The sequence below is a fragment of the Lacinutrix sp. 5H-3-7-4 genome, from assembly GCF_000211855.2.
In the GTDB taxonomy this organism is placed as follows: Bacteria; Bacteroidota; Bacteroidia; order Flavobacteriales; family Flavobacteriaceae; genus Lacinutrix.
Genome location: NC_015638.1, coordinates 3,191,928 through 3,211,694 on the forward strand (window position 1 = coordinate 3,191,928; position 19,767 = coordinate 3,211,694).

Annotated in this window: 22 protein-coding genes; 11 read left to right on the plus strand and 11 right to left on the minus strand. The window is 29.8% G+C overall.

Going from position 1 to position 19,767, the window contains the following annotated elements; all coding sequences use genetic code 11:
• Positions 1 to 110: 110 nt before the first annotated feature.
• From LACAL_RS14355 to LACAL_RS15425, 3 genes are all read right to left on the minus strand, one after another.
• On the minus strand, positions 111 to 752 hold the full coding sequence (locus LACAL_RS14355; protein WP_013871486.1) for a DUF6266 family protein: 642 nt from the start codon (positions 750 to 752) through the stop codon (positions 111 to 113).
• A gap of 137 nt (positions 753 to 889) precedes the next feature.
• A complete protein-coding gene (locus LACAL_RS14360) occupies positions 890 to 1,315 on the minus strand; it encodes a hypothetical protein (protein WP_237700995.1) in 426 nt (141 codons plus the stop codon).
• Between the two features lie 296 nt (positions 1,316 to 1,611).
• Entirely contained in the window at positions 1,612 to 1,770 is a 159-nt protein-coding gene (locus LACAL_RS15425) for a hypothetical protein (RefSeq protein ID WP_158306399.1), read from the minus strand.
• Between the two features lie 463 nt (positions 1,771 to 2,233).
• Here LACAL_RS15425 and LACAL_RS14365 point away from each other — a divergent pair, with 463 nt between their 5' ends.
• Positions 2,234 to 2,833 (plus strand): hypothetical protein, encoded by a 600-nt coding sequence (locus tag LACAL_RS14365; RefSeq protein ID WP_148256146.1) that lies wholly within the window; start codon positions 2,234 to 2,236, stop codon positions 2,831 to 2,833.
• Positions 2,834 to 2,891: 58 nt separating this feature from the next.
• Positions 2,892 to 3,959, plus strand: coding sequence for an ImmA/IrrE family metallo-endopeptidase (locus tag LACAL_RS14370; RefSeq protein ID WP_013871490.1), 1,068 nt, complete (start codon positions 2,892 to 2,894; stop codon positions 3,957 to 3,959).
• Positions 3,960 to 4,470: 511 nt separating this feature from the next.
• Here LACAL_RS14370 and LACAL_RS15430 read toward each other — a convergent pair.
• From LACAL_RS15430 to LACAL_RS14385, 4 genes are read right to left on the minus strand one after another with little or no spacing between them, the layout of a single operon-like run.
• Positions 4,471 to 4,641 carry a hypothetical protein gene (locus LACAL_RS15430; RefSeq protein ID WP_013871491.1) on the minus strand — a complete coding sequence of 57 codons (171 nt, stop codon included), beginning with the start codon at positions 4,639 to 4,641 and terminating at the stop codon, positions 4,471 to 4,473.
• A gap of 3 nt (positions 4,642 to 4,644) precedes the next feature.
• Positions 4,645 to 5,373: a hypothetical protein gene (locus tag LACAL_RS14375; protein ID WP_013871492.1), complete on the minus strand. Its 729-nt coding sequence runs from the start codon at positions 5,371 to 5,373 to the stop codon at positions 4,645 to 4,647.
• Positions 5,374 to 5,405: 32 nt separating this feature from the next.
• Positions 5,406 to 6,152, minus strand: a complete 747-nt coding sequence (locus tag LACAL_RS14380) for an MvaI/BcnI restriction endonuclease family protein (protein ID WP_013871493.1) — start codon at positions 6,150 to 6,152, stop codon at positions 5,406 to 5,408.
• On the minus strand, positions 6,142 to 6,432 hold the full coding sequence (locus tag LACAL_RS14385; protein WP_013871494.1) for a helix-turn-helix transcriptional regulator: 291 nt from the start codon (positions 6,430 to 6,432) through the stop codon (positions 6,142 to 6,144). The genes LACAL_RS14380 and LACAL_RS14385 overlap by 11 nt, the downstream gene beginning before the upstream one ends.
• Before the next feature lie 91 nt (positions 6,433 to 6,523).
• Between LACAL_RS14385 and LACAL_RS14390 the strand changes: the two genes are divergently transcribed.
• Positions 6,524 to 7,771, plus strand: a complete 1,248-nt coding sequence (locus LACAL_RS14390; protein WP_013871495.1) for a DNA methyltransferase — start codon at positions 6,524 to 6,526, stop codon at positions 7,769 to 7,771.
• 38 nt (positions 7,772 to 7,809) lie between these two features.
• Here the strand turns inward: LACAL_RS14390 and LACAL_RS14395 are convergent, their stop codons facing one another.
• From LACAL_RS14395 to LACAL_RS14410, 4 genes are all read right to left on the minus strand, one after another.
• Positions 7,810 to 10,068, minus strand: coding sequence for a DUF3987 domain-containing protein (locus LACAL_RS14395; protein ID WP_013871496.1), 2,259 nt, complete (start codon positions 10,066 to 10,068; stop codon positions 7,810 to 7,812).
• Between the two features lie 18 nt (positions 10,069 to 10,086).
• Positions 10,087 to 10,380, minus strand: a complete 294-nt coding sequence (locus LACAL_RS14400; RefSeq protein WP_013871497.1) for a helix-turn-helix domain-containing protein — start codon at positions 10,378 to 10,380, stop codon at positions 10,087 to 10,089.
• A gap of 183 nt (positions 10,381 to 10,563) precedes the next feature.
• Positions 10,564 to 11,838, minus strand: coding sequence for a hypothetical protein (locus LACAL_RS14405; RefSeq protein ID WP_148256147.1), 1,275 nt, complete (start codon positions 11,836 to 11,838; stop codon positions 10,564 to 10,566).
• A gap of 172 nt (positions 11,839 to 12,010) precedes the next feature.
• Positions 12,011 to 13,228: a site-specific integrase gene (locus LACAL_RS14410; protein ID WP_041302074.1), complete on the minus strand. Its 1,218-nt coding sequence runs from the start codon at positions 13,226 to 13,228 to the stop codon at positions 12,011 to 12,013.
• A gap of 415 nt (positions 13,229 to 13,643) precedes the next feature.
• Between LACAL_RS14410 and LACAL_RS14415 the strand changes: the two genes are divergently transcribed.
• The 8 genes from LACAL_RS14415 (at position 13,644) to LACAL_RS14450 (ending at position 19,738) form a co-directional block, all read left to right on the plus strand.
• On the plus strand, positions 13,644 to 14,156 hold the full coding sequence (locus LACAL_RS14415; protein ID WP_013871500.1) for a hypothetical protein: 513 nt from the start codon (positions 13,644 to 13,646) through the stop codon (positions 14,154 to 14,156).
• Between the two features lie 134 nt (positions 14,157 to 14,290).
• Positions 14,291 to 14,776, plus strand: a complete 486-nt coding sequence (locus tag LACAL_RS14420) for a hypothetical protein (protein WP_041301591.1) — start codon at positions 14,291 to 14,293, stop codon at positions 14,774 to 14,776.
• Between the two features lie 17 nt (positions 14,777 to 14,793).
• A complete protein-coding gene (locus LACAL_RS14425) occupies positions 14,794 to 15,459 on the plus strand; it encodes a hypothetical protein (RefSeq protein ID WP_202796754.1) in 666 nt (221 codons plus the stop codon).
• Positions 15,460 to 15,636: 177 nt separating this feature from the next.
• A complete protein-coding gene (locus LACAL_RS14430) occupies positions 15,637 to 16,227 on the plus strand; it encodes a hypothetical protein (RefSeq protein ID WP_013871503.1) in 591 nt (196 codons plus the stop codon).
• 214 nt (positions 16,228 to 16,441) lie between these two features.
• Positions 16,442 to 16,735: a type II toxin-antitoxin system HigB family toxin gene (locus tag LACAL_RS14435; RefSeq protein WP_013871504.1), complete on the plus strand. Its 294-nt coding sequence runs from the start codon at positions 16,442 to 16,444 to the stop codon at positions 16,733 to 16,735.
• 2 nt (positions 16,736 to 16,737) lie between these two features.
• Complete coding sequence (locus LACAL_RS14440; protein ID WP_013871505.1) at positions 16,738 to 17,094, plus strand: type II toxin-antitoxin system HigA family antitoxin; 357 nt, start codon at positions 16,738 to 16,740, stop codon at positions 17,092 to 17,094.
• A gap of 160 nt (positions 17,095 to 17,254) precedes the next feature.
• On the plus strand, positions 17,255 to 19,027 hold the full coding sequence (locus tag LACAL_RS14445) for a WG repeat-containing protein (protein ID WP_083817727.1): 1,773 nt from the start codon (positions 17,255 to 17,257) through the stop codon (positions 19,025 to 19,027).
• A 165-nt stretch (positions 19,028 to 19,192) separates the two neighbouring features.
• On the plus strand, positions 19,193 to 19,738 hold the full coding sequence (locus LACAL_RS14450; protein WP_013871507.1) for a DUF5063 domain-containing protein: 546 nt from the start codon (positions 19,193 to 19,195) through the stop codon (positions 19,736 to 19,738).
• Positions 19,739 to 19,767 lie beyond the last annotated feature (29 nt).

The following is a 19,767-nucleotide window of genomic DNA, read 5'->3' on the forward strand; positions in this document are numbered from 1 at the left end:
CAACATAGGTATAACATTTTAACCAATAATTAAAAGTAATCTAAAGGCATAAAAAAACCGCTTCTAAATTAATAGAAACGGTTTATAAAATGTATTTAAACTTAAAGTTATTAAGCAGCCGTACCAGAGCCTAAATACACACTATTTGATACTTGACTACCATCAGCAGAAACAAACGCCATAAATAGCTCTACTGTGTCTCCTGCATAGGTGTTTGGAATTGTTACCGATTGAGAACCTGCTGTTCTGTCTGCACCATCTAAAATATAAACAGATTCTTTTTTACTTGGATTGTAAACTAACAACATCGCTTTATCAGTTGCATTTGCGTTACCCTCTGCCGAGTTATCACCCCAAGCAAAATCAACTTGTCCTGGTGTTGTTAAGTCAGTAGTTCCATTTAACACTCCAGATAAAGAACCTCTACTCAACAAAGCTAAAGAATAATCGATTGTGAAGTTAGGTGCAATCCCTCCTACTGCATTATTTAATACATAAGACATTGCAGCATTAAATTCAGTTTTCTTTGTCGCAAAAGACTTGTAACCGACTTTTAAAAACTCTTTGTTTGGCTGTAAATATTCCAATGTAACCGTAAATTTATTACGTTGATTTACTTGTCCCTCTGTTCGAGGATTCGCCACACTAGATGGCTTAATTCTGATGTAGTCAATACCTTTCCAACTACCACCGATGACATTACCTACTTTTCCAGATAATCCGCCTAAAATTCCTTGAGAAATCTTTCCCATAATATAAAAACAATTTAAAAATTACACGTTTGGATTTGGTACGGACTTTATATTGCTTTAAAACCTTTATTTCACTATAAATATAACCAAAATAATGCCATTTTGTTACTGTTTTAAGGCGGTACGATGCCTTTGCATCAAGCTTCATTTGTTTGCATTAATTTGAAACAATTACGAATGTATGCAACTTTTAAAACTGCCATTTTATCAATGACATTTTGAAGCTCTTTTTCTTTTTTACTGATAACCTCAACCGCTTTAATATGTTTTTGCATCTGGTCGTTTTGATTTAAAGTAGTTTTTAACCCTTTTTTAAGCGTGTTTCTGCAATCATCCACAGAAATAAACGGAATAACACTACCCCTTAAATAATAAGCGTAAAAACCGCCTATTTGCAACATCATAGACAAGTGAAAAAGCGTGTTTTTATCTGTTTCGGTTTTTGTGATTACTACAAAACAGTTAGGACAAGGATTTGAGAGCGGTTTTCCGCTGTTAAGCCCTTTGTTAAGTATAAAAAAATGAGGGTTCGAGTAAGTTTTTCCGATTTTGTGTGTTTTCATTTCAAAATAAGGCATAGCTATCCAATTAAAAGTTCGCTACGCTCACACATATTTTTTTTGAAAATGAAAAAGAAAAAAATTAAAAAAAGAAAGCCATCCGCTTTGTGGCGTGGGTAAGGCTGTCAAGCTTTTTTTAAAAAAGTTTTTTAGGAATTTTAATGAAATAGAAAAAGCTACAAGCAAAACGAAAAGTTGCTTTGAATTAGTAATTAAAAGTTTTTTAAAAAACCGTAGGCTTGAGCTTTATAGACTTAAAGCGTGGGCTGTAGTAAGCCACATATATTTGCTATCTTTTATTAATTTAATGTTATACCTGCCAATATTACTATTATAACAAGCATAATGATTACGAAAAGTTTAGTACCAAAAGAATCATCACTTTCAGGATTTTCGATTTTATTACCGTTTTCATCAATATCGTGAGGAAAGAATAAATCAAATAAATCTTCAATCATTTGTTTCATACTTTAAATATAACTTTTTTGGGGAATTAACACTTAAAAAAATAGGTTTTAGTACCGTATTGAGCTTTGGATGATGCGTTTGTATGGGTAGCGTTTTAAATAGTTGTTTGATAAAACAGCATTTAAACAAGCTACTTATACAGGACTTTTAGACAATAGCTTATTGCTTTTTTGAGGTACGATAAAATGTAATGTGCTATGGCGTATTACTACATTTTATAAACCTATTTTTTTATAACCGCTGACTTGGGTGGTGGGGAAAAGTGGATTTTATAAAAAACTAAAAACATTGTTTACAACTTTGTTTAGAAATTATATAATTAAAAATACAATTTAATTTAATTTTTATATATTTGCAATATAAAAAATATCTCTGCGCCAACAGAGATACTAAATTTTCGGTCGTACCGATAATAAATATTTTTTTTCTATGGTACAAATGTACAAAAATAATTTGAATTTACGCCAAAACAAAAGGCGCATTGCAACGATAAAGGGTGCAAAATTCGATTTAAAAAGCGAACTTCCTTTAATGTTTAAAGCATTTAAGGAAGCGTATGAACTTTACGAAAGTGAAATCATTAAAACACCTCCAGAAGCGAGAGCAAGAGGTTATGAAGCATCATTGTTGAACTCAAAAATGATACAATGTATTCAGAAGTATTTCCCCAATCATTGGAAATTTGGAAAATACAAAAGATTTACACTGCGAACGAATGGCTATATTATACTATTCAAAAAATTAGATAAATATGATAAGCCTATGAATATTAAAACAAAATCAGTGGAAGCTATTTCCAATCAGCTCTCACTACCTTTGTTTAATGGTACTAATTTTGTTGAAGAACCTATATTATTCTTTGGATATAAAAAGAATAGTATAGGAATTATTTCTGAACCTAAATTAGTTTATGTAGATGAAGAACGAGTGAAGTGGGTTGTAACTGTTGATGATATTAATATTGATAATACAATAGATATGACTACGAAACCACAAAAAGCCGCTACCCCTTTAATAAGAGAAGGGAAAAAAGGCAACAAAAAAATTGGCTAATTATTAATCCTATCGAGTACGACCGATTATTTTTTAAAAGAACCTATAAAATAAAGATATGAAAATCAATCACAAACAGTTAACATTTGCGAGAGAATACAGAGGATATTCACAAACAGATTTATCTTCTATGATTGATGGATTGTCACAACCAAACTTATCAAAGTTTGAAAAAGGATTAAGCACATTATCAGATGAATTATTATTAAAAATAGTTTCCTTTTTAGACTTTCCATTTGAATTTTTAAGCAAAAACATATCTAATGAATCAAATACTGCTCATTATAGAAAAAGAACTACCATAACAAAAAAAGATAGAACAGATATTGAGCATAGTTACAAATTAATAGGCTATATAATAGACGAAATGGCTGATTCGTTAATGTGGCCTGATTTTGCTTTTAAAACTTTAGATATAGAAGATGGCTATACACCTGAATATATAGCGAATTATACTAGGAAATTTTTAGGGCTAAAACCTAACGAACCTGTAAAAGATATTTGTAATCTTTTAGAGGTTAATGGAATTATTATAGCAGAACTTGATGCTTTTGATAAATTTGATGGTGTATCCTTTGAAACAGATAATGGATATCCGGTAATCGTTTTGAATAAAAATTTCAGCAATGACCGAAAAAGATTTACACTTGCACACGAGCTTGGACATTTATTAATGCACTCAATAAACAATCCTGCAATACCAAAACATAGGAAAAAAGAATTAGAAAATGAGGCTAATACTTTTGCTTCTGAATTTTTAATGCCCAAAGCAGCTATAAAAAACTCACTCTATGATTTAAGGTTATCAGATTTAGCAGAGTACAAAAGATTTTGGCTTACATCTATGGCATCAATAATAAGAAGAGCAAAAGACCTCGACTGTATAACAAAAGAAACATACACATACTTAAACATAGAGTTTAGCAGAAAAGGTTGGAAGAAGAAAGAACCTTTTGATATTTATATAGACACTCCTGAATTGTACAGAAAAGGATATGCAATGCACAAAACAGATTTGGCTTATTCTGATTTTGAATTGGCTACTGGTTTCACTTTGCCTATTGATATAATTAAAAGATACTGTGAAACAAATAAACATCAAACTAGGTTAAGAGTATTGCCATAGTTTAATAATAACTATTGGTTAACGAAATGAAACAAACAAAGACTTGAGGTAAGGAATACTTGGACTTAACGATGGTTTTGTGCAGCTTGAATGAGATAACGAATATTATTATCAATTAACGTAACCCTTAAAATGTTCAGATGTTTAATGTTTGTTCAAAATGTGGTTTAATGTTCGGAATTGTGCGTTGGAATAGCGGATATTTTACATAATACCAGTTATAGCTACAATATGCATTAACACTGCGATAGCAAACCTTTAAAAAGTGCCGTTTGCTACTATAACTTGTATTATGTAAATATAGCTTTGGGTAGTTTTTGGTATGCGCGCAGGCAACAGCTTTTTACTTTTTTATTGTACCGATTTATCAAAATATAATAGTGCATATAAAACAAGTAATGTGCTGTGTGAGGGTTGGCAACCAAGAACTACAAGCGCGTTGGCGAGCGGAATAAAATAAAAAACAGAGGATTTTGAGGTACGAAAAAACTGGGTTTTATTTTATGAGGAATTACCTTTGTTTTACTAAATTAGAATCTACCTTAATATCTAGTGAGTTATACTTTTTAGATGATTTAGAAAAACTATCTAAAAAGGCATATAGATTCCTCACTTCAATTGATGCAACTTCTTTTTTAAGTGCTCTATCTACCCTATTTTTTTTTTCTTTTTTATTTGGCATTTGTTATAAAATAAATTCATCAAATAATTGACTTAAATATACTAAATTTCTCTTTAATAAAGCAGTTTTAGGTGCTGATTTATGAATAAGTTCATTCGAATCTAGGCTAATAATATATTTAATTTTCTCTTTATCAAAAACAATTGGGGCTGCACAACAAAATTGTACATCACCAATTCTGTTTTTAAGTTCGGATGTTAATTGGTAAGAGTTATCATCATTTGTTATGTTATAATCAACGAAAAAAGATTTTTCAACATAAGTACGACCTACGACTCCTTGTACTTCATTATTTTTCACCTCAAAAACTAAATCCTTTTTCCCATTTATAATTGTAGTAATATTATCTATATAATAAGAATTTAGCTTTATAGTTTTTGAAAAAAAAGGCTTTGTAACTTTAAATACTCTTAACGAAATAGAATCAGTTCTTACATCTAAATCTCTACATATTTGTTCTAATATTACATTAACTTGATTTTTTAATAAGTTTGTTTGTTTTTTTAACTTCTTTTCAGTGATAAAAAGTTTTACAGGAACAATAAGAGCTGCTGTAAATGTTCCTAACAAAAAGAGCCAAAATTTTACTACTTCTTTGTTTTCTATTGTAATTAAAAAATCTTTATTAATAAGATAATCTAGTACGTAATCACTTTTTGATACAAAAAGTAAAAGAGCTGGTATTAAACCTATTAAAATAAGTTTTAAAATAAATTTTAATATATCTAGCAAAATATATGTGAGTAAATATTTAAAAGAAACAACTAATCAATATCTAAAGTATCATTATAAAGTAGGTTTAAATCAGATGGTCTGATTCGGAAACCTGTACCGTGATCGTGAGTCTTACCTTTATTACGCCCACTTTTATAAGAACCTATACGAATATCTACCATTAATTTACCTTCATCAATTAATTTTAGTAAGTTTTCTAAACTAGGGTTTAAATAAATATCAGCTTGAGTATAATGAAATTCTTCTACTCCATTTACTTTACGAGTTTCAGCATTAACATAGAATAATGCTTGTAATTTTTTATGTAATGCTTTCGATAGATCTTCATATGACCAATATACAGACTTATCTGTTATTTCACCGGTAACTAAATCTTTCACCTCTAAACGAACTACAGAATTTTCTTTATCATTAACTATAATAAAGCCTGTTCTTAATTTATAAGTATTAAATTTATTTGAAAAAATTGATGTATGTAACTTTTTTAAGCCAGGATATTCCTCATATTCTTCACCATATTTATCTCGTAAATAAGTATTAGCTTTATTAGGACCAGTTGGACTTTTAGTAAAAAGAGTTAGATAAGAACTAGTTAAAGCTCGTTGACTTTTAACCTCAAAACCATCAAAATCTGGTAGTTTATCATTATTTTCAGTTACACCTAAATAATCTTCAAATGTTTTACCTATACCTGTATTATGTTTTCTTCTACTTGGAATAAAACCTAAACTTTTAATCCTATTAAACTCTTTTTCAATTTTTGTTTTATCTATCATAAATTTTAATTCTTTCTATTAGTAAATCAATAACCTCTCTTTTATTTTTGCTAGCCTCGAGTTCCGACATAAACAATCTTTCAAAAGGAAATGAAAAAAATTGTGTAGCTTTTTGAAGTTGTTCAATTGTATATTTGTGACTAAATTTTGTCGATTCAATATTACCAATCATACCATAACTAACACCTATAATATCTGCAAAACCCGCTTGAGATAAATCATTATCATTTCTTAATTCTCTAATAATATTAATTACACTTAATTGTATTTCAGATTTCATTTTACCAACAATTTGTGAGCAAAAATATATTTATGTTAAAAATTAAACACCCACATATTGTGAGTAATGTGTATTTTATTATATTTGTAAAATGAAAATTAAAGAATACAAAAGGACATATACAGACGAATGGGATTTTAGAACCAGTGATACTAAAGAGTACACGCATTCTTATCATACATATCCTGCTATGATGATACCTCAAATAGCTAGAAAATTAATACAAGATTATAAACCAAAAGGTAAACTTGAAAATATACTTGACCCTTATATGGGGTCTGGAACCACTTTAGTTGAAGCTAAAATACAAGGGATAAATGCAATTGGAACTGATTTGAATCCATTAGCAAGATTTATTTCTTCTGTCAAAACAACAAACTTTAACGAGGGTCTTATTGAAAAATACTTTTCAAAAACAATAAACGCAATAGAAAATTACAAACGCCCTCAAAATGTAGATTTAGACCATATTACAAATGTAGATTTTTGGTATAGTAAAGAAAAAGCTGAAGAGTTATATTATTTAACTAATATTATAAACACATACCCTGAAACAATTAGAGATTTCTTCTTGTTAGCTCTTTCAGAGTGTGTTAGAGAGGTTTCCTATACAAGGAATGGTGAGTTTAAACGATATAGAATAGCAAAAGAAAAACTACACTTACACAACCCTCAAACCTTTAAGTTATTTATAAATAAAATAGAAAGAAATATAAAAGGATTAGAAGACTTCAATAAAATAAACAATAAAAGTAAAGTAGTAATTGCAGATTTTAATACAGTAAATGAAATACCCAAACATTATATTAAAGAAGGTAGTATTGATTTAGTGGTAACATCACCACCTTATGGTGATTCTAAAACTACTGTTGCTTATGGACAATTTTCAAGATGGGCTAACGAATGGTTCAAATTTGAAAATGCAAAAAAAATAGATAATCTCTTAATGGGGGGAACGAAAATAAAAGATTTTACATTAAAAACAGAATCTATCAAGAATGAGTTAAAAGAAATAAAAGCGATAGACGAAAAAAGATATTATGAAGTCCTTTCTTTTTTGGATGATTATTATAAATCTATAACTAATGTTTCTAAAGCGATAAGAAAAGAAGGTAGAATTTGTTATGTTGTTGGAAACAGAAATGTAAAAGGTGTGCAGATACCTTTAGATTATTTTACTATAGAGGCATTTGAAACCAATGGCTTTAAACATATTGATACTTTTGTAAGAAGCATACCAAATAAAAGAATGCCTAATAAGACAAGCCCTAGCAATAAAAAAGGTGCGAATGTTACAACAATGGTAAATGAATTTATTATAATTATGGAAAAAATTTGAGGGAAGAAAAACTAAACAGCCTCAAAACCCTCAAACCCTCACTTTACTTCTTTTGATGGATTGTAGTAATTACCTTGTGATTCTCTTAATAAAAATTTGGATTTACAAAGATTAGTGATATAACGCTCTGCTGTTTTTTGCGTAATATCTAATTTAGATGCATAGCTTATATAATCTTGTGTAGAAAAACGTAATGGTAAACTATCTATGAACTGCTCTTTTTTGTTTTTGTAGTTTATAGCTGTTTTATCAACCGGTAAACTAGAATACACTTTGCTACTATGTTTTATTAAGGCTTTTACGATAGTTAATGTAGATTGAAAATCTTCATCAGAACAATACAAAGGATTTGTAACATCGCCTGTTTCTAATATCCTTAAAACAGTTAAAATCATACTAATTCTAAACGCAATTATACCCATTCTTTTAATAGAAGAATTGTATTCTAAAGGGTTTACATTTAGATAGTATAAATTAATTTTTGAAAAAAATTGATTAAATACTTCTTGCTGTTCTTCTGTATATGAAAACTGAATTTCAGTATTTGTGATTAGTTGTCTGTATAATTCATAAAATACATTTCCTAAATTGTCAAAATACTCATTTAAGCCTTTTTTAGTATCAATAGCAAAAACGTTTTTCCAATTCGTACTTGTTGGCATTTGATAAAACATAAAGCGACTGAATAAACCATTTTCAGCATTAGGCATTAATGCCAAAACTTGTTTTGGTGTACCTGTTAGTGCACAAGACAAACAAGGCTCTTCAATCTCTACATATTCTCTATCTGTTCTACGAAAATATTTTATTGTTTCGTGATGAAAAGCATTTCTAAAACCATCGGAATAATCGCCATAATCTGTTTTAAAGTTTTTGGCTAATGTATCTGCTTCGGTTTCAAAAATTAGCCCCCTACCTTTACTGTCGTGTAATAATTGAAACATACCCGTTGAACTGTTATTTGCAGGAATAAACAACATTCTAATGGGTGGTTTTTGAGGTTTCTTTAAGTTTTCATCTTTCATCTTGTTCTTGTTGTATTGCGCTAATTCTGCATCATATTCGGCTTCCATTAGTTTTGCTTCTTCACGCATTGTTTTGTGAATTTTATTAACTAATCTTTTACAAAATTTTAATTTTCCTTTTCCAGAAGCAGCTGCAGCTGTTACAAATAAATACAAATTAGAATATACTTTATCGCCATCATAAATACCGTATATTTTAGGTAAACAAGCACTTATAGCTGTTATAGCACCTAATATCATTATATCTCTTTCTTGGTCTGTTTTTGCATACTTAATTACTTGTTGAAGGAATTGCGGAAGTTGAGGAATTAAGGAAGTTGAGAATGTTGGACTATCTGAATAATCTTCTGAATTTGTTACTTCATTTGGTATTAATACTTCTTCTTCAATGGGTTCTTTATATGGTTTGATATTATTTTGGTGAGCCATATAATAAAACGTTGAAATATTGATTCCTGTACCTTTCGCTTTTAAACAATTAGTGTATTGTTTATCGCATTCTTGATAATTATACTTAATATAAAATCGGCTAATTCTGTGATAGTATTCTCTTCCTATTTCTCCATATTCTTCTGAAATTGCAAAACCTAAATTTCTCCACGTTTCATAATTTCCAGTAATATCGGTTGCTGTTTTTTCTATTTCAGATATATAGGCTTCAATATCATTACTTATTGAATTATTGTATTTTATTGAAATTGGTTTTTCTTCTTCTAATTTTATACTGACTTCGAAAATATCTGCATTTAAATTAATAAAACAGTCTTCATCATAAGACATAAAACATAAACGACAAATATCACTCCCAGAGGTATCTATATCTATTTTTAATGCTTGTTCATAATAAGCTACAACTTGGTTGTAGGCTTCTTTGTGATGTTCTTTAGTAGAGCTAACTTTTACAATAATTTTTAATCCTTTACCACTAGGACTAATAAATGATGCATAAGTGTAAGGTGCTAAACGTGTGGTTTGTTTAACCTCTTTTAATTGAGATTCTGAAAGTTTATCTATATCCAAAATTACATATTGGCTATATGTATCTATTTTATCTATACTTCTACCTTTACTAAAAGTACCTGATACTGTAAACGCCTGTAATTGCTTTTTTAATTGGTCTGCTTCCTTTTTATTGTCATTGGATAGCAGGTTTCTTATATCGCTTATTTTGGCTTTATAAGTACCTATTTTAATAGCGTTAAGGATTTTTTCTAAAGGCTTATCCTCAACCTTATAAATGAAGTCGTTAAAGACTGATACGGCTACTTGCATAACTTTAAGATTTAAGGATTAGTAATTATTTCTTTTTGTTGTGAATGCTTTACGATAGTTATTGTCTAATAACTTTTGCACGTCACTCATACGATAATAGATTTTAGAGCCTATTTGAGAAAACGAAATAACACCTTCATCACGCCAAGTTTGCGCTGTTCGTTTACTAATATTCATTAGCTGAAGAAATTCTTGATTGTCTAGAAAAGTGTCTTTAGGGTTTTTCTGTTTCTCTTCTAATTTTTTGTTTAGCTCGTCTAAACGGTTTACTAAATCTGCGTACTGTTGGGTGCTTAAAATGATTGCTTCCATTTGAATAAAATTTTATGATTATGGAAACAAATTTTGGCAGAAATAGAGCCTAAAAACACTTTACAAGTAAGGGTTTAGAGTAAGGTGTAGAGTGTAGAGTATTGACAAAAACAGTTAAGCTAAAAGAGGTTAACTGTAATATTTAAATAAAATATTTTAATACTGCGCTTTAAGTGTAGAGTGTTATTTTAGTGTATTTAATGCAGAATCGATGCTTTTTGAAGTAGTCGGAACTTTTTGAGTTCTCAATTTTGTACGGTTATATTGCTCTCCGTTTTCTTGAATAAAACAATTTATAGTTACTGCCCATTGCTGTTGCTTTAAATCTACAACAAGTTTTAATTCATTATGCAATTGTTTTATGAAATATGAAAGTTCGCTAATCTTACCAGTCCAAACAATAGGCTTTTCAATTTCTTCTCCGCTAAAAATTTTTCTAAAGTCTTTTAAATCGGTTGAATTCTCAATAAAATTTTTACGTTTTAAAGCATTCATTAAGTCGGTTAACTGTGTTTGCCCAGTGAGATTATTTATGTAAGTAAATGAATTGTATTTTGATTTTGATATCGATTTTGGCTTTTCTGTAATTTCTTTTTTACCACTTCCAATTAAGCCATTTTTAAAGTCCTGTAATACGTTTTCTGTAGCTTCTTTGTATTTGTTAAAATGTGATTTATAGTGCTTCCATACGTGCATTGCATATTTTGATATATAGGATTCTTCTTTGTATTCCATATAATTCGGAAACCAATAAGTTTCGTAATACAACTTCTTAAATGCTTCTACTCGTTTTTCTGGTGTATGGGTTTTAAATTGATTTACTGATAATGTGAGGTATTTATTAACTTCAAAGTCATTTAATGGCTTGATTCTTTCATATAAGGATTTTAAAAACTCATTGTATAAGTTACCAGAAATAAAGTTATCAAAATACATAGGGTCAAAAGTGTATTTTTCCCATTCATCATCAAGTTTACGTTTGTATTCTACCGCTTCTATCGCTAAACGTTTTTCTAATTCTTCTACAATAAAAACATCTGTAGGTTCATCGTTTTGGTAGTTGGTGTAATTCATTACTGGATTGGTCAACTTCTCTTTTTCTTGTTGCTTTTTTTCTTTTTCTACGGACTCCAATATACTCTTGAAAGTGGTTAGCCTATCTGCAACAACCATATATTTGATAAAATGCGACATAAACTTATCATCAATACCAAAGTGCCCTTCTTCAATCATTTCTTCCCAGTCTAATTCATCAACTTCCTCTATATCCTCCACTTTTTTAAATCTCATTGTTAAGACCTCTAAAACATCATTAAACTCTTGTGATAGAAAATTTCTGATTATTCTTTCTCTGTACTGGTCATAATTATCACCTGACAAATCAAATTCGCTCGGACTTATGTAACATCTTAAAAACTCTGCTATATCTGGACTACATTTAGCAAGTTTCTTCTGCATTTTCTTTATCTCCTTTTTAGTGAATACATCTTTTTCTTCATCATTAATACAAGACCGATAAATTAGTTTATCCTTATCTGTTTGAGAATAAATAGCTGATTGAATTAAGTTATCAATAGCATCTGTGAATTTGTCTAATAACAACAATTCTATTTTTGAATATTCCCCCATATTAATTTATATATTTATCTACCGCGTTATCTAATTCACTACCTATTATTTTTGCATACACTTGCGTAATACCAATATCGGAATGATCCATTAATTTAGATACGTGTTCTATACGCATACCATTATTTAATGCTCTGGTAGCAAATGTGTGTCGGCTAATATGAAAGGATAAATTAAACGGTAGTTCTAATTCTTTTCCTATTCTGCTTAAATACATATTACTTAATGAAATTGCTCTATTGGTTATTAAACTTCTATGTTCTCTATCTTTAAAATATAACTCATCAACTTTTGCAAATGGAAAAATTATATCGTTTTGCTTTTGGTCTTTGGTTTTGTACTTCTCTAAAATATCAACCGCTTTTTGACCTATTTTAATGCTGTGCTGTCTTTTGGTTTTTCTTATCGTTTTTGTGATTCTGTGATTTTTGCTATCGTAGTTTTTCCATTGCAATTCGATAACATCTCCAAAACGTAACCCACCAGAAAAAACAGAAAAGATAAACATATCTTTGATAACTTGTGCTTTATGTTCTTGTGGTACTTCTAAATTCATAAATGCATCAAACTGTTCTTCGTTTAAATAACGCTTTGTAGTCTTGTTTTTCTTTACTTTAAACTTTGTAAAAGGTGCAAGTTCATTAGAAATTAAATCTTCGCTTTTAGCTTCTCTAAACATTAAATTAAGGATTCTAAACGCATAATTTATAGTTGTGTTATTGTTGCCTAATTTAGAACTGCAATGTGAAGCATAATTTTTTAAGGTTGTCGCTGTAATATCATCAAACATTATTTCACGATGCCCTACAAACCTTTCAAACTTTTCGATGTTGTTTTTATAGCTTCTGTAAGTGGATAGTGTTACAGTATCTTTAAGCTTCTCGCATCTATCGTAAGCAAACTCAAAAAAGTTAATTAAGGGTTTACCCTTAATAGCTTCTTTTATTCTTCTTGCTGATGTAGATTGATTTCTTCTTTCAAGGTCTGCAATTTCCCCTTCTGCATCTGCTATCTTTTTAGAGATGTACGCGTTTAATCTTGTAGAGCTTTTATGATTCTTCTTGACTTTTTGTTTATCTTCATCCCATTCATTCGGTTGTAGTTTTACACTTAATGAAATGAATTTAGTTTTTCTGTTTTTGATTACTCGTAAATAAAGCGGTGCAAGTCCTGCTTTATCTATCTTGTTTTTTCTTAAAACTACTTTAATTGAAGACATAAAACTCTGGTTTTTAGGCTGTGCAATTGGGTGCAACGTGTTACTAAGGTACAACAATAGGTACAACAAACCTAACATTTAGTAGCATTTTATTGCATTAATTTGCATTATCTAAAAACACAAAACCCTTTTAAATAAAGGGTTTAAAAGCAATTTGATAAAAATGAGAGACAATACTATATAACAATGTATAACCGCAATTACGGCGGATTCGACTAACTCCGAATCCACTCGCAATTGCTAAAGTCGGTGTTAAACCGAAAAGTATGTGTATATTAACCCGTAACTGACGGTTATACGATACCGTTACCTGCAAGTATGAAAAAACTGTAGGCTAATTGAAAACGGCAGTTCACTCATTTAGAGTTTCTGAATATTTAAACAAACAATAGATTTGAAAATAAACCTAAACTGAATGAAAAAAATTGGATTACTATTTTTAACTCTATTTCTGAATCTCAACTTGAGTTATTCACAAACCAAATCTGAAATTGACTCATTGCTAACTGGAATTGCGGAAACGGAAAATTCTAAAGGAATAATAAAAACTGAGCAAGCCGAAAAAATAAAAGAATTTGGAGAAAAGTCATTGATAGTTCTTGCAGAATTTTTTACTGATTCAACGTTGACTAAAGTTAAATCAGATTGTCACAATCGGAACTTAACAAAAGGAGAAATTGCAATAATCATTGCCGACAGAATTGAGGGAATACCTTATTTTACTGTATTTCGAATTCAAAATTGCACCTTAACTTTTTGTGAAAACAATCCAAATCGAGTGGAATATTATTTAGGTGTAAATAACGAAATAATTCAAGAAAGATATATGGAATGGTTATATAGCAAAGACAGACTAAAAAATGTTAAAGGAAAAGATAGAAAAAAACGTAAGCGAATAATAAATGAATGGAAAAATACCAGCAGGTAACACCGTGTATAATTAATTGCTTGGTTCTAGCCTACTTGCGAAAATTCCTGCGGAATTTTCACGGGTTCGTTAAAGTTTGCTAACTTAGTTGCTTAACCACGCAACTAACCATACACAAACACGTTACCCAACATTTGAAAAAAACACTACAAATAGAAATCGGAAGTGAATTAAGAATCGTAAACGGAATTGGATTCTTCTTGACAATTATCGGAATTCTGGTTTTCCTGATAACTGGTATTGTTCTTTTAGCTGGAACTTATCTTCCGCCAGATGTAAAAGTCATTTACTTTATTGAAGTAATAAGTCGAAATTTTTATCTGACTTTTCTTTCCTCAATTCTTGCGGTAATAATTGGAAACAAATTAATGACATTCCGAAAATATGAATCAACGGAATTAGAACTTAATGAAGATGGAATCGCATTCAATAAGGGAGATGATAGAATTGAATTACTGAATAAAAAAATTCATAAATTTTTGCCTAAAAAAAGTGGTTGGAATGGAAAAAAGCGTCTGAATATAAAGACAATTGGATTAAAAATGTATGAATCACAAATGAACGAACAAACGTACTCCGAATTGACTGAATTGTATGCCGAAAAAGTATTTGAAAGATAAAAACGTTGGGTAACAACGTGTATAACACATTGTTTACTTCTTGCTTACTTGGAAAATCTTGCGGATTTTCCTCTGGTTCGTTTTCTTTTGCTAAATTAGTTACCAAACCTAAAACAACGTGCCATACACAAACACGTTGGCAACAAGCTGAAAAACGAACTCAACGAGAAAAAATGAACTCAAGAACAATCGAGAAAAATATTGGAAAACCGACAAAAATCGATTGGAAAAAACCGAAAGCAATTGGAAGTTCATCATTTTATCTAAAGTCTTTTAAAGCAAAAAATAATTCGACGGAATTTATAAAAGAAAACTCTAAATGTAGTTTTGAAAAATATTCAGGTGGAATTCTTTTAAGGTCAAACTTGTCTAATAAAACAAGTGCGTTGACAATAAAAGAATCGGAAATCAAAAACATAAAATTAATACGTGGAAAAGAAAGTGTTGAACCTCTGACTTTATCACCAATGTGGATTATGTTGAAATTAGGAGTTTCTAAATTAATTGCAAGATATTCTAGAATTGTGCTCGGAGAATATTCAATCGACGAAATGAAATTAAAAATCGAGACCGAAAATCAAATTATGGAATTCACGCAAAACGGATATATATTTGAGAGACAATTGAGTTTCTTTAAAAACCTGAATTACGGAGAAAAATTAATAATTGAAATGAACGAATAAAATAAAAATCAGAACGAAAAAAAGAAAGCCAGTTGCCAACACCGTGTATAATTCATTGCTAGTTATAGCCTACTTACGAAAGTCCTCGCGGACTTTCTATCTGTGATTTATTTGCTAACTTTAGTGCTGAAACACGCAACGAAATCATACACAAAACCGTTGCAAGTAATTTGAGAAATGAATTATAACATCTATATATTAATAGGATTTATTGTTGTACCTATTGGAATAGCAATAGCATACTATAAAGATTATAAACAAGATAAATCGGAATTTAAAAAATCAATCAGAACAGTAGGAAAAGGATTGTTAAATGGAATAATACTACTACTGATAATTGGTGGATTAAAAATACTATCTGAATTTGTTATTCCTTTAAATAAAAATCACGGAATCGAATTTAACACCGAACGAGAAAAACTAGGAATTCCAAAAATTGGAGAAAACTGGAAAATCAGCGATTATGAATCAGGACAATTTGAAATATATTGGTGGAAACCACAACCGAGAAATGGTCATTTTAAAAAAATAATTGAATATGGATTATTAGATTCTAAAACTGAAACTGATTATTATCAAAACGAAAAAATAAAAGGAACTTTTGCTTGGTCAAGGTTTGATTTTCAAGATAAACAATTTGAATATTTCATCGAAAAACCTAACGAAAATAAAATATCAATATCGGAGAAAGGAAAAATTAAATATGAGAAACCAACAGAGACTTTAAAAGTGAGTAAAACTGAATTTGAAAAGTATATTAACGATTAAAAAAAACTACTTGCAACAACGTGTATAATTAATGGCTAGTTCGAGCCTACTTACGAAAATCCTCGCGGATTTTCTATTCGGTTTGTATTTGCTAAATTAGGTGCTTAAAACACGCAACAAACCATATACAAACACGTTGGCAACAAGCTGAAAAACGAAAAATTCATTACCAATTTGGTAACTTTTTATTATATTTGCGACAAACAAGTATAATGTGAGAGTAATAGCGAAAAGAACTTTACGAGACTTTTGGGAAAAACACGCTGACTGTGAAGAACAATTAAAGTCTTGGTTTAGAGAAACTGAAAAATTCGAATGGACAAATATTAATGAATTAAAAAAAGATTATCCAAGCGCAAGTATTTTAAAAGATAACAGAATAGTTTACAACATTAAAGGAAATAATTACCGATTGATTGTAAAATTCAACTTTGAATACCAAATATGTTGGATAAGATTCATCGGAACTCACGCAGAATACGATAAAATAGACGCAAATAATATCTGATTATGAAAATAACACCGATAAGAAACGAAAAAGACTATCAAAAAGCTCTCGACAGACTTGAGGGTATTTTTGATGCAAAAAAAGGAACTGAACATGGAGATGAATTGGAAATTCTTTCAATCTTAATTGACAGATATGAAAATGAGAACTTTCCAATTGGAATGCCTGACCCAATTGAGGCAATCAAATTTCGAATGGAACAAATGGGAATGAAACAAAAAGATTTAGCCGAAGTTGTCGGATTTAAAAGTAGAGTTAGTGAAATTTTAAGTAAAAAACGTAAACTGACTTTAGGAATGATTAGAAAACTGAACTCAACACTTCATATTCCGACTGAAGTTTTAGTTCAAGATTATTAATAAAAAGCCAGTTGCCAACAATGGCTATAAGTAATTGCTTGTTCTCGCCTACTTCTGAAAATCCTCGTGGATTTTCAGTTTGGTGTGTACTTGCAAAGTTAAGTGCTAACCAACGCAACTACTCATAGCCGAGACCGTTAGCAACAAGGCAAAACAAACATTGAGAACATTTATAAACATATTGATTATTCTTTTGCTTGTGATTTCTTGCAAACCAAATAAGGCGGAATTAAATTCAGCTGAATCTCAAACCTACAAACGAATTAGTGGAAATAAAACTTGGGGATTCGTAAATCAAAACGGAGATACAATTATACCTCTTAACAAATATAAATTTCTGAATCCGATTGATGAGGAAGGAATGATACTTGCAGAAAATAATGGAAAAAGAGGCTACATAAATATTACTCAAGATACCTTAATACCTTTTAAATATGACGATTTGAGTGTGTTTTCAAATGGACTTGCACCAGCGGAATTAAATAGGAAACACGGATTTATTGACAGAAAAGGTAAAGTCGTAATACCATTTGAGTATGAAAACGAGAGTCATTTTTATAAGTGTGGTTTAGCTAGAGTGCGTAAAAACAATAAATATGGATTTATTGACAAAACTGGCAAAGTAATAGTTCCAATAGAGTTTGAGAAAGTAAGAGATAATAAAGCGGACGAACTAGTATGCGCAATGAAAAATGGAAAATGGGCATTTTTCTCTTGTGATGGTAAAAGACTTACTGATTTTGAATATGACAAAATCACAGAAGTTTCATATAACGATAGGACTAATACATATTTTAAAAAGGGATTATGTCGAGTTGAAAAAAACGGTCAACTTGGATATATCAATTCAAATTTTGAAACTATAGTTCCTTTTGGGAAATTTGACATTGCAGAACCTTATCAAAACAATTTAGCGATAGTATCTAAAAATGGAAAATATGGAATTATTGATAGTTTAGGAACTTTAATAATTCCTTTAAAATATGACCTAATCGAACATCCTGCGATATACTCAAATATATTTGCCGAATTTTTAACCAATGATTCGGGAAAGTATGGATTACTTGATTCCAATGGAGATATTCTTCTCGAAAACAAATACAAAGAAATTATTTGGGATAGACTCAAACGAGGAGAAAACCAACAAAAATATTTCATCTATAAAGAAAATGGGAAATTTGGAGCTATAAACACAAAAGGAGAAATAATTATACCTTTTGAATATGAGCAATTATCAAATTTTAAATATCGAGATTTTACTATAGCAAAAAAGAATGACAAATTTGGTGTTATTAACTCATTTGCCGAAACCATTATTCCTTTCGAATATAACTCAATAAATTGTAATGAAAGAAAACAATGGTGCAACCTTTTAATACTTGAAAAAGATGGTAATGTAGGTTTAGCAGACTTAAAAGGGCAATTAAAAATCCCTTCCATTTACCAAGAAATATCACCTTGCTTTTACGATGAAACGAATAGATTTATTGTGAAAAAAAACAACTTTTTTGGTATAATAGATATTGATGAAAATATAATTATTCCAATAGAATATAATGAAATATCTAACTGGGTGGAATATGGTCCAGATGAACATTTTGTAACAAAGAACAAAAAGAAAGGATTAATTAGCAGAGAAGGAAAAATAGTAATTCCACCTATTTATGATGAGATTTTAGTAGATAACTCTAAACTAATAAAAGTTAAAAAAAACAGTTTATTTGGAACAATCAATTGGAAAAACGAAATAGTTAATCCAATAGAATACGAACAAATTTTATGGGAATGGCCATATCTGTCATATAAAGAATTGGACACTATTTATTTAAAAAAGAATGGAAAATATTTTACAACTGACACTAAAGGAAAAGTTTTAGAACAAAAGGTAAGCGCAAAATTGATTGATGAGAAATTTGGTTATTTATTAAACTGATAGAAAAAGCCCAGTTGCTAACAACGTGTATAATTAATTGCTTTGGTCGTTGCTTATTTGGAAAATTCCTTCGGAATTTTCTCGCGTTCGTTTTTGTTTACTAAATTAGTTGCTGAAACACGCAACTAACCATACACAAAACCGTTAGCCACAATATGACCACGAATGCAAAATTTGACTAAAGAAATACAATCATTACTCGAATCAAAAGAAACTCAAGATTTCCTAAAAGTTGCTCGTGGATTTATTGAACTGATTGAAAGTAAAGAAATAAAGGAAAAAGAATTTTATCCTGAAATTCACAAAAAACTGACTGAATTATATAACGTTGGAATTTCTCTGAAATCGGTCGAATTAATTCACTCAAGTGAAAAATCGGAATTTGAAACTGTTATAAGAGAGAAACTAAAAGAACAGAACGTAAATCTGATTTCCTCACTTGGAAAAGATTGTTTTTATTGGGAAGTTTTTGACCCAACCTACGAAAAAGAAAACGAACCGACGCAAGGTTGGTTAGTCGATGATGTTGCAGATATTTATGCGGATTTAAAAGAGGAACTTTATAAAATAGACCAAATCGGAACGGACGAGGCAATCGAAGATGGACTGTGGCAATTGAAATTCGGATTTACATCTCATTGGGGCAATCATTGTGTGAATGCAATAAGAGCTTTGCACTACATATATTACGATGGAAAAACAACAATGTAATAAAATACTGTGGCTAACAATGTATAAAA

Coding starts and splice junctions, on each gene's coding strand:
- LACAL_RS14355 (WP_013871486.1), bottom strand. CDS start 752: ATGGGAAAGATTTCTCAAGGAATTTTAGGCGGATTATCTGGAAAAGTA.
- LACAL_RS14360 (WP_237700995.1), bottom strand. CDS start 1,315: ATGAAAACACACAAAATCGGAAAAACTTACTCGAACCCTCATTTTTTT.
- LACAL_RS15425 (WP_158306399.1), bottom strand. CDS start 1,770: ATGATTGAAGATTTATTTGATTTATTCTTTCCTCACGATATTGATGAA.
- LACAL_RS14370 (WP_013871490.1), top strand. CDS start 2,892: ATGAAAATCAATCACAAACAGTTAACATTTGCGAGAGAATACAGAGGA.
- LACAL_RS15430 (WP_013871491.1), bottom strand. CDS start 4,641: ATGCCAAATAAAAAAGAAAAAAAAAATAGGGTAGATAGAGCACTTAAA.
- LACAL_RS14380 (WP_013871493.1), bottom strand. CDS start 6,152: ATGATAGATAAAACAAAAATTGAAAAAGAGTTTAATAGGATTAAAAGT.
- LACAL_RS14385 (WP_013871494.1), bottom strand. CDS start 6,432: ATGAAATCTGAAATACAATTAAGTGTAATTAATATTATTAGAGAATTA.
- LACAL_RS14390 (WP_013871495.1), top strand. CDS start 6,524: ATGAAAATTAAAGAATACAAAAGGACATATACAGACGAATGGGATTTT.
- LACAL_RS14395 (WP_013871496.1), bottom strand. CDS start 10,068: ATGCAAGTAGCCGTATCAGTCTTTAACGACTTCATTTATAAGGTTGAG.
- LACAL_RS14400 (WP_013871497.1), bottom strand. CDS start 10,380: ATGGAAGCAATCATTTTAAGCACCCAACAGTACGCAGATTTAGTAAAC.
- LACAL_RS14405 (WP_148256147.1), bottom strand. CDS start 11,838: ATGCAGAAGAAACTTGCTAAATGTAGTCCAGATATAGCAGAGTTTTTA.
- LACAL_RS14410 (WP_041302074.1), bottom strand. CDS start 13,228: ATGTCTTCAATTAAAGTAGTTTTAAGAAAAAACAAGATAGATAAAGCA.
- LACAL_RS14415 (WP_013871500.1), top strand. CDS start 13,644: ATGAAAAAAATTGGATTACTATTTTTAACTCTATTTCTGAATCTCAAC.
- LACAL_RS14430 (WP_013871503.1), top strand. CDS start 15,637: ATGAATTATAACATCTATATATTAATAGGATTTATTGTTGTACCTATT.
- LACAL_RS14440 (WP_013871505.1), top strand. CDS start 16,738: ATGAAAATAACACCGATAAGAAACGAAAAAGACTATCAAAAAGCTCTC.
- LACAL_RS14450 (WP_013871507.1), top strand. CDS start 19,193: ATGCAAAATTTGACTAAAGAAATACAATCATTACTCGAATCAAAAGAA.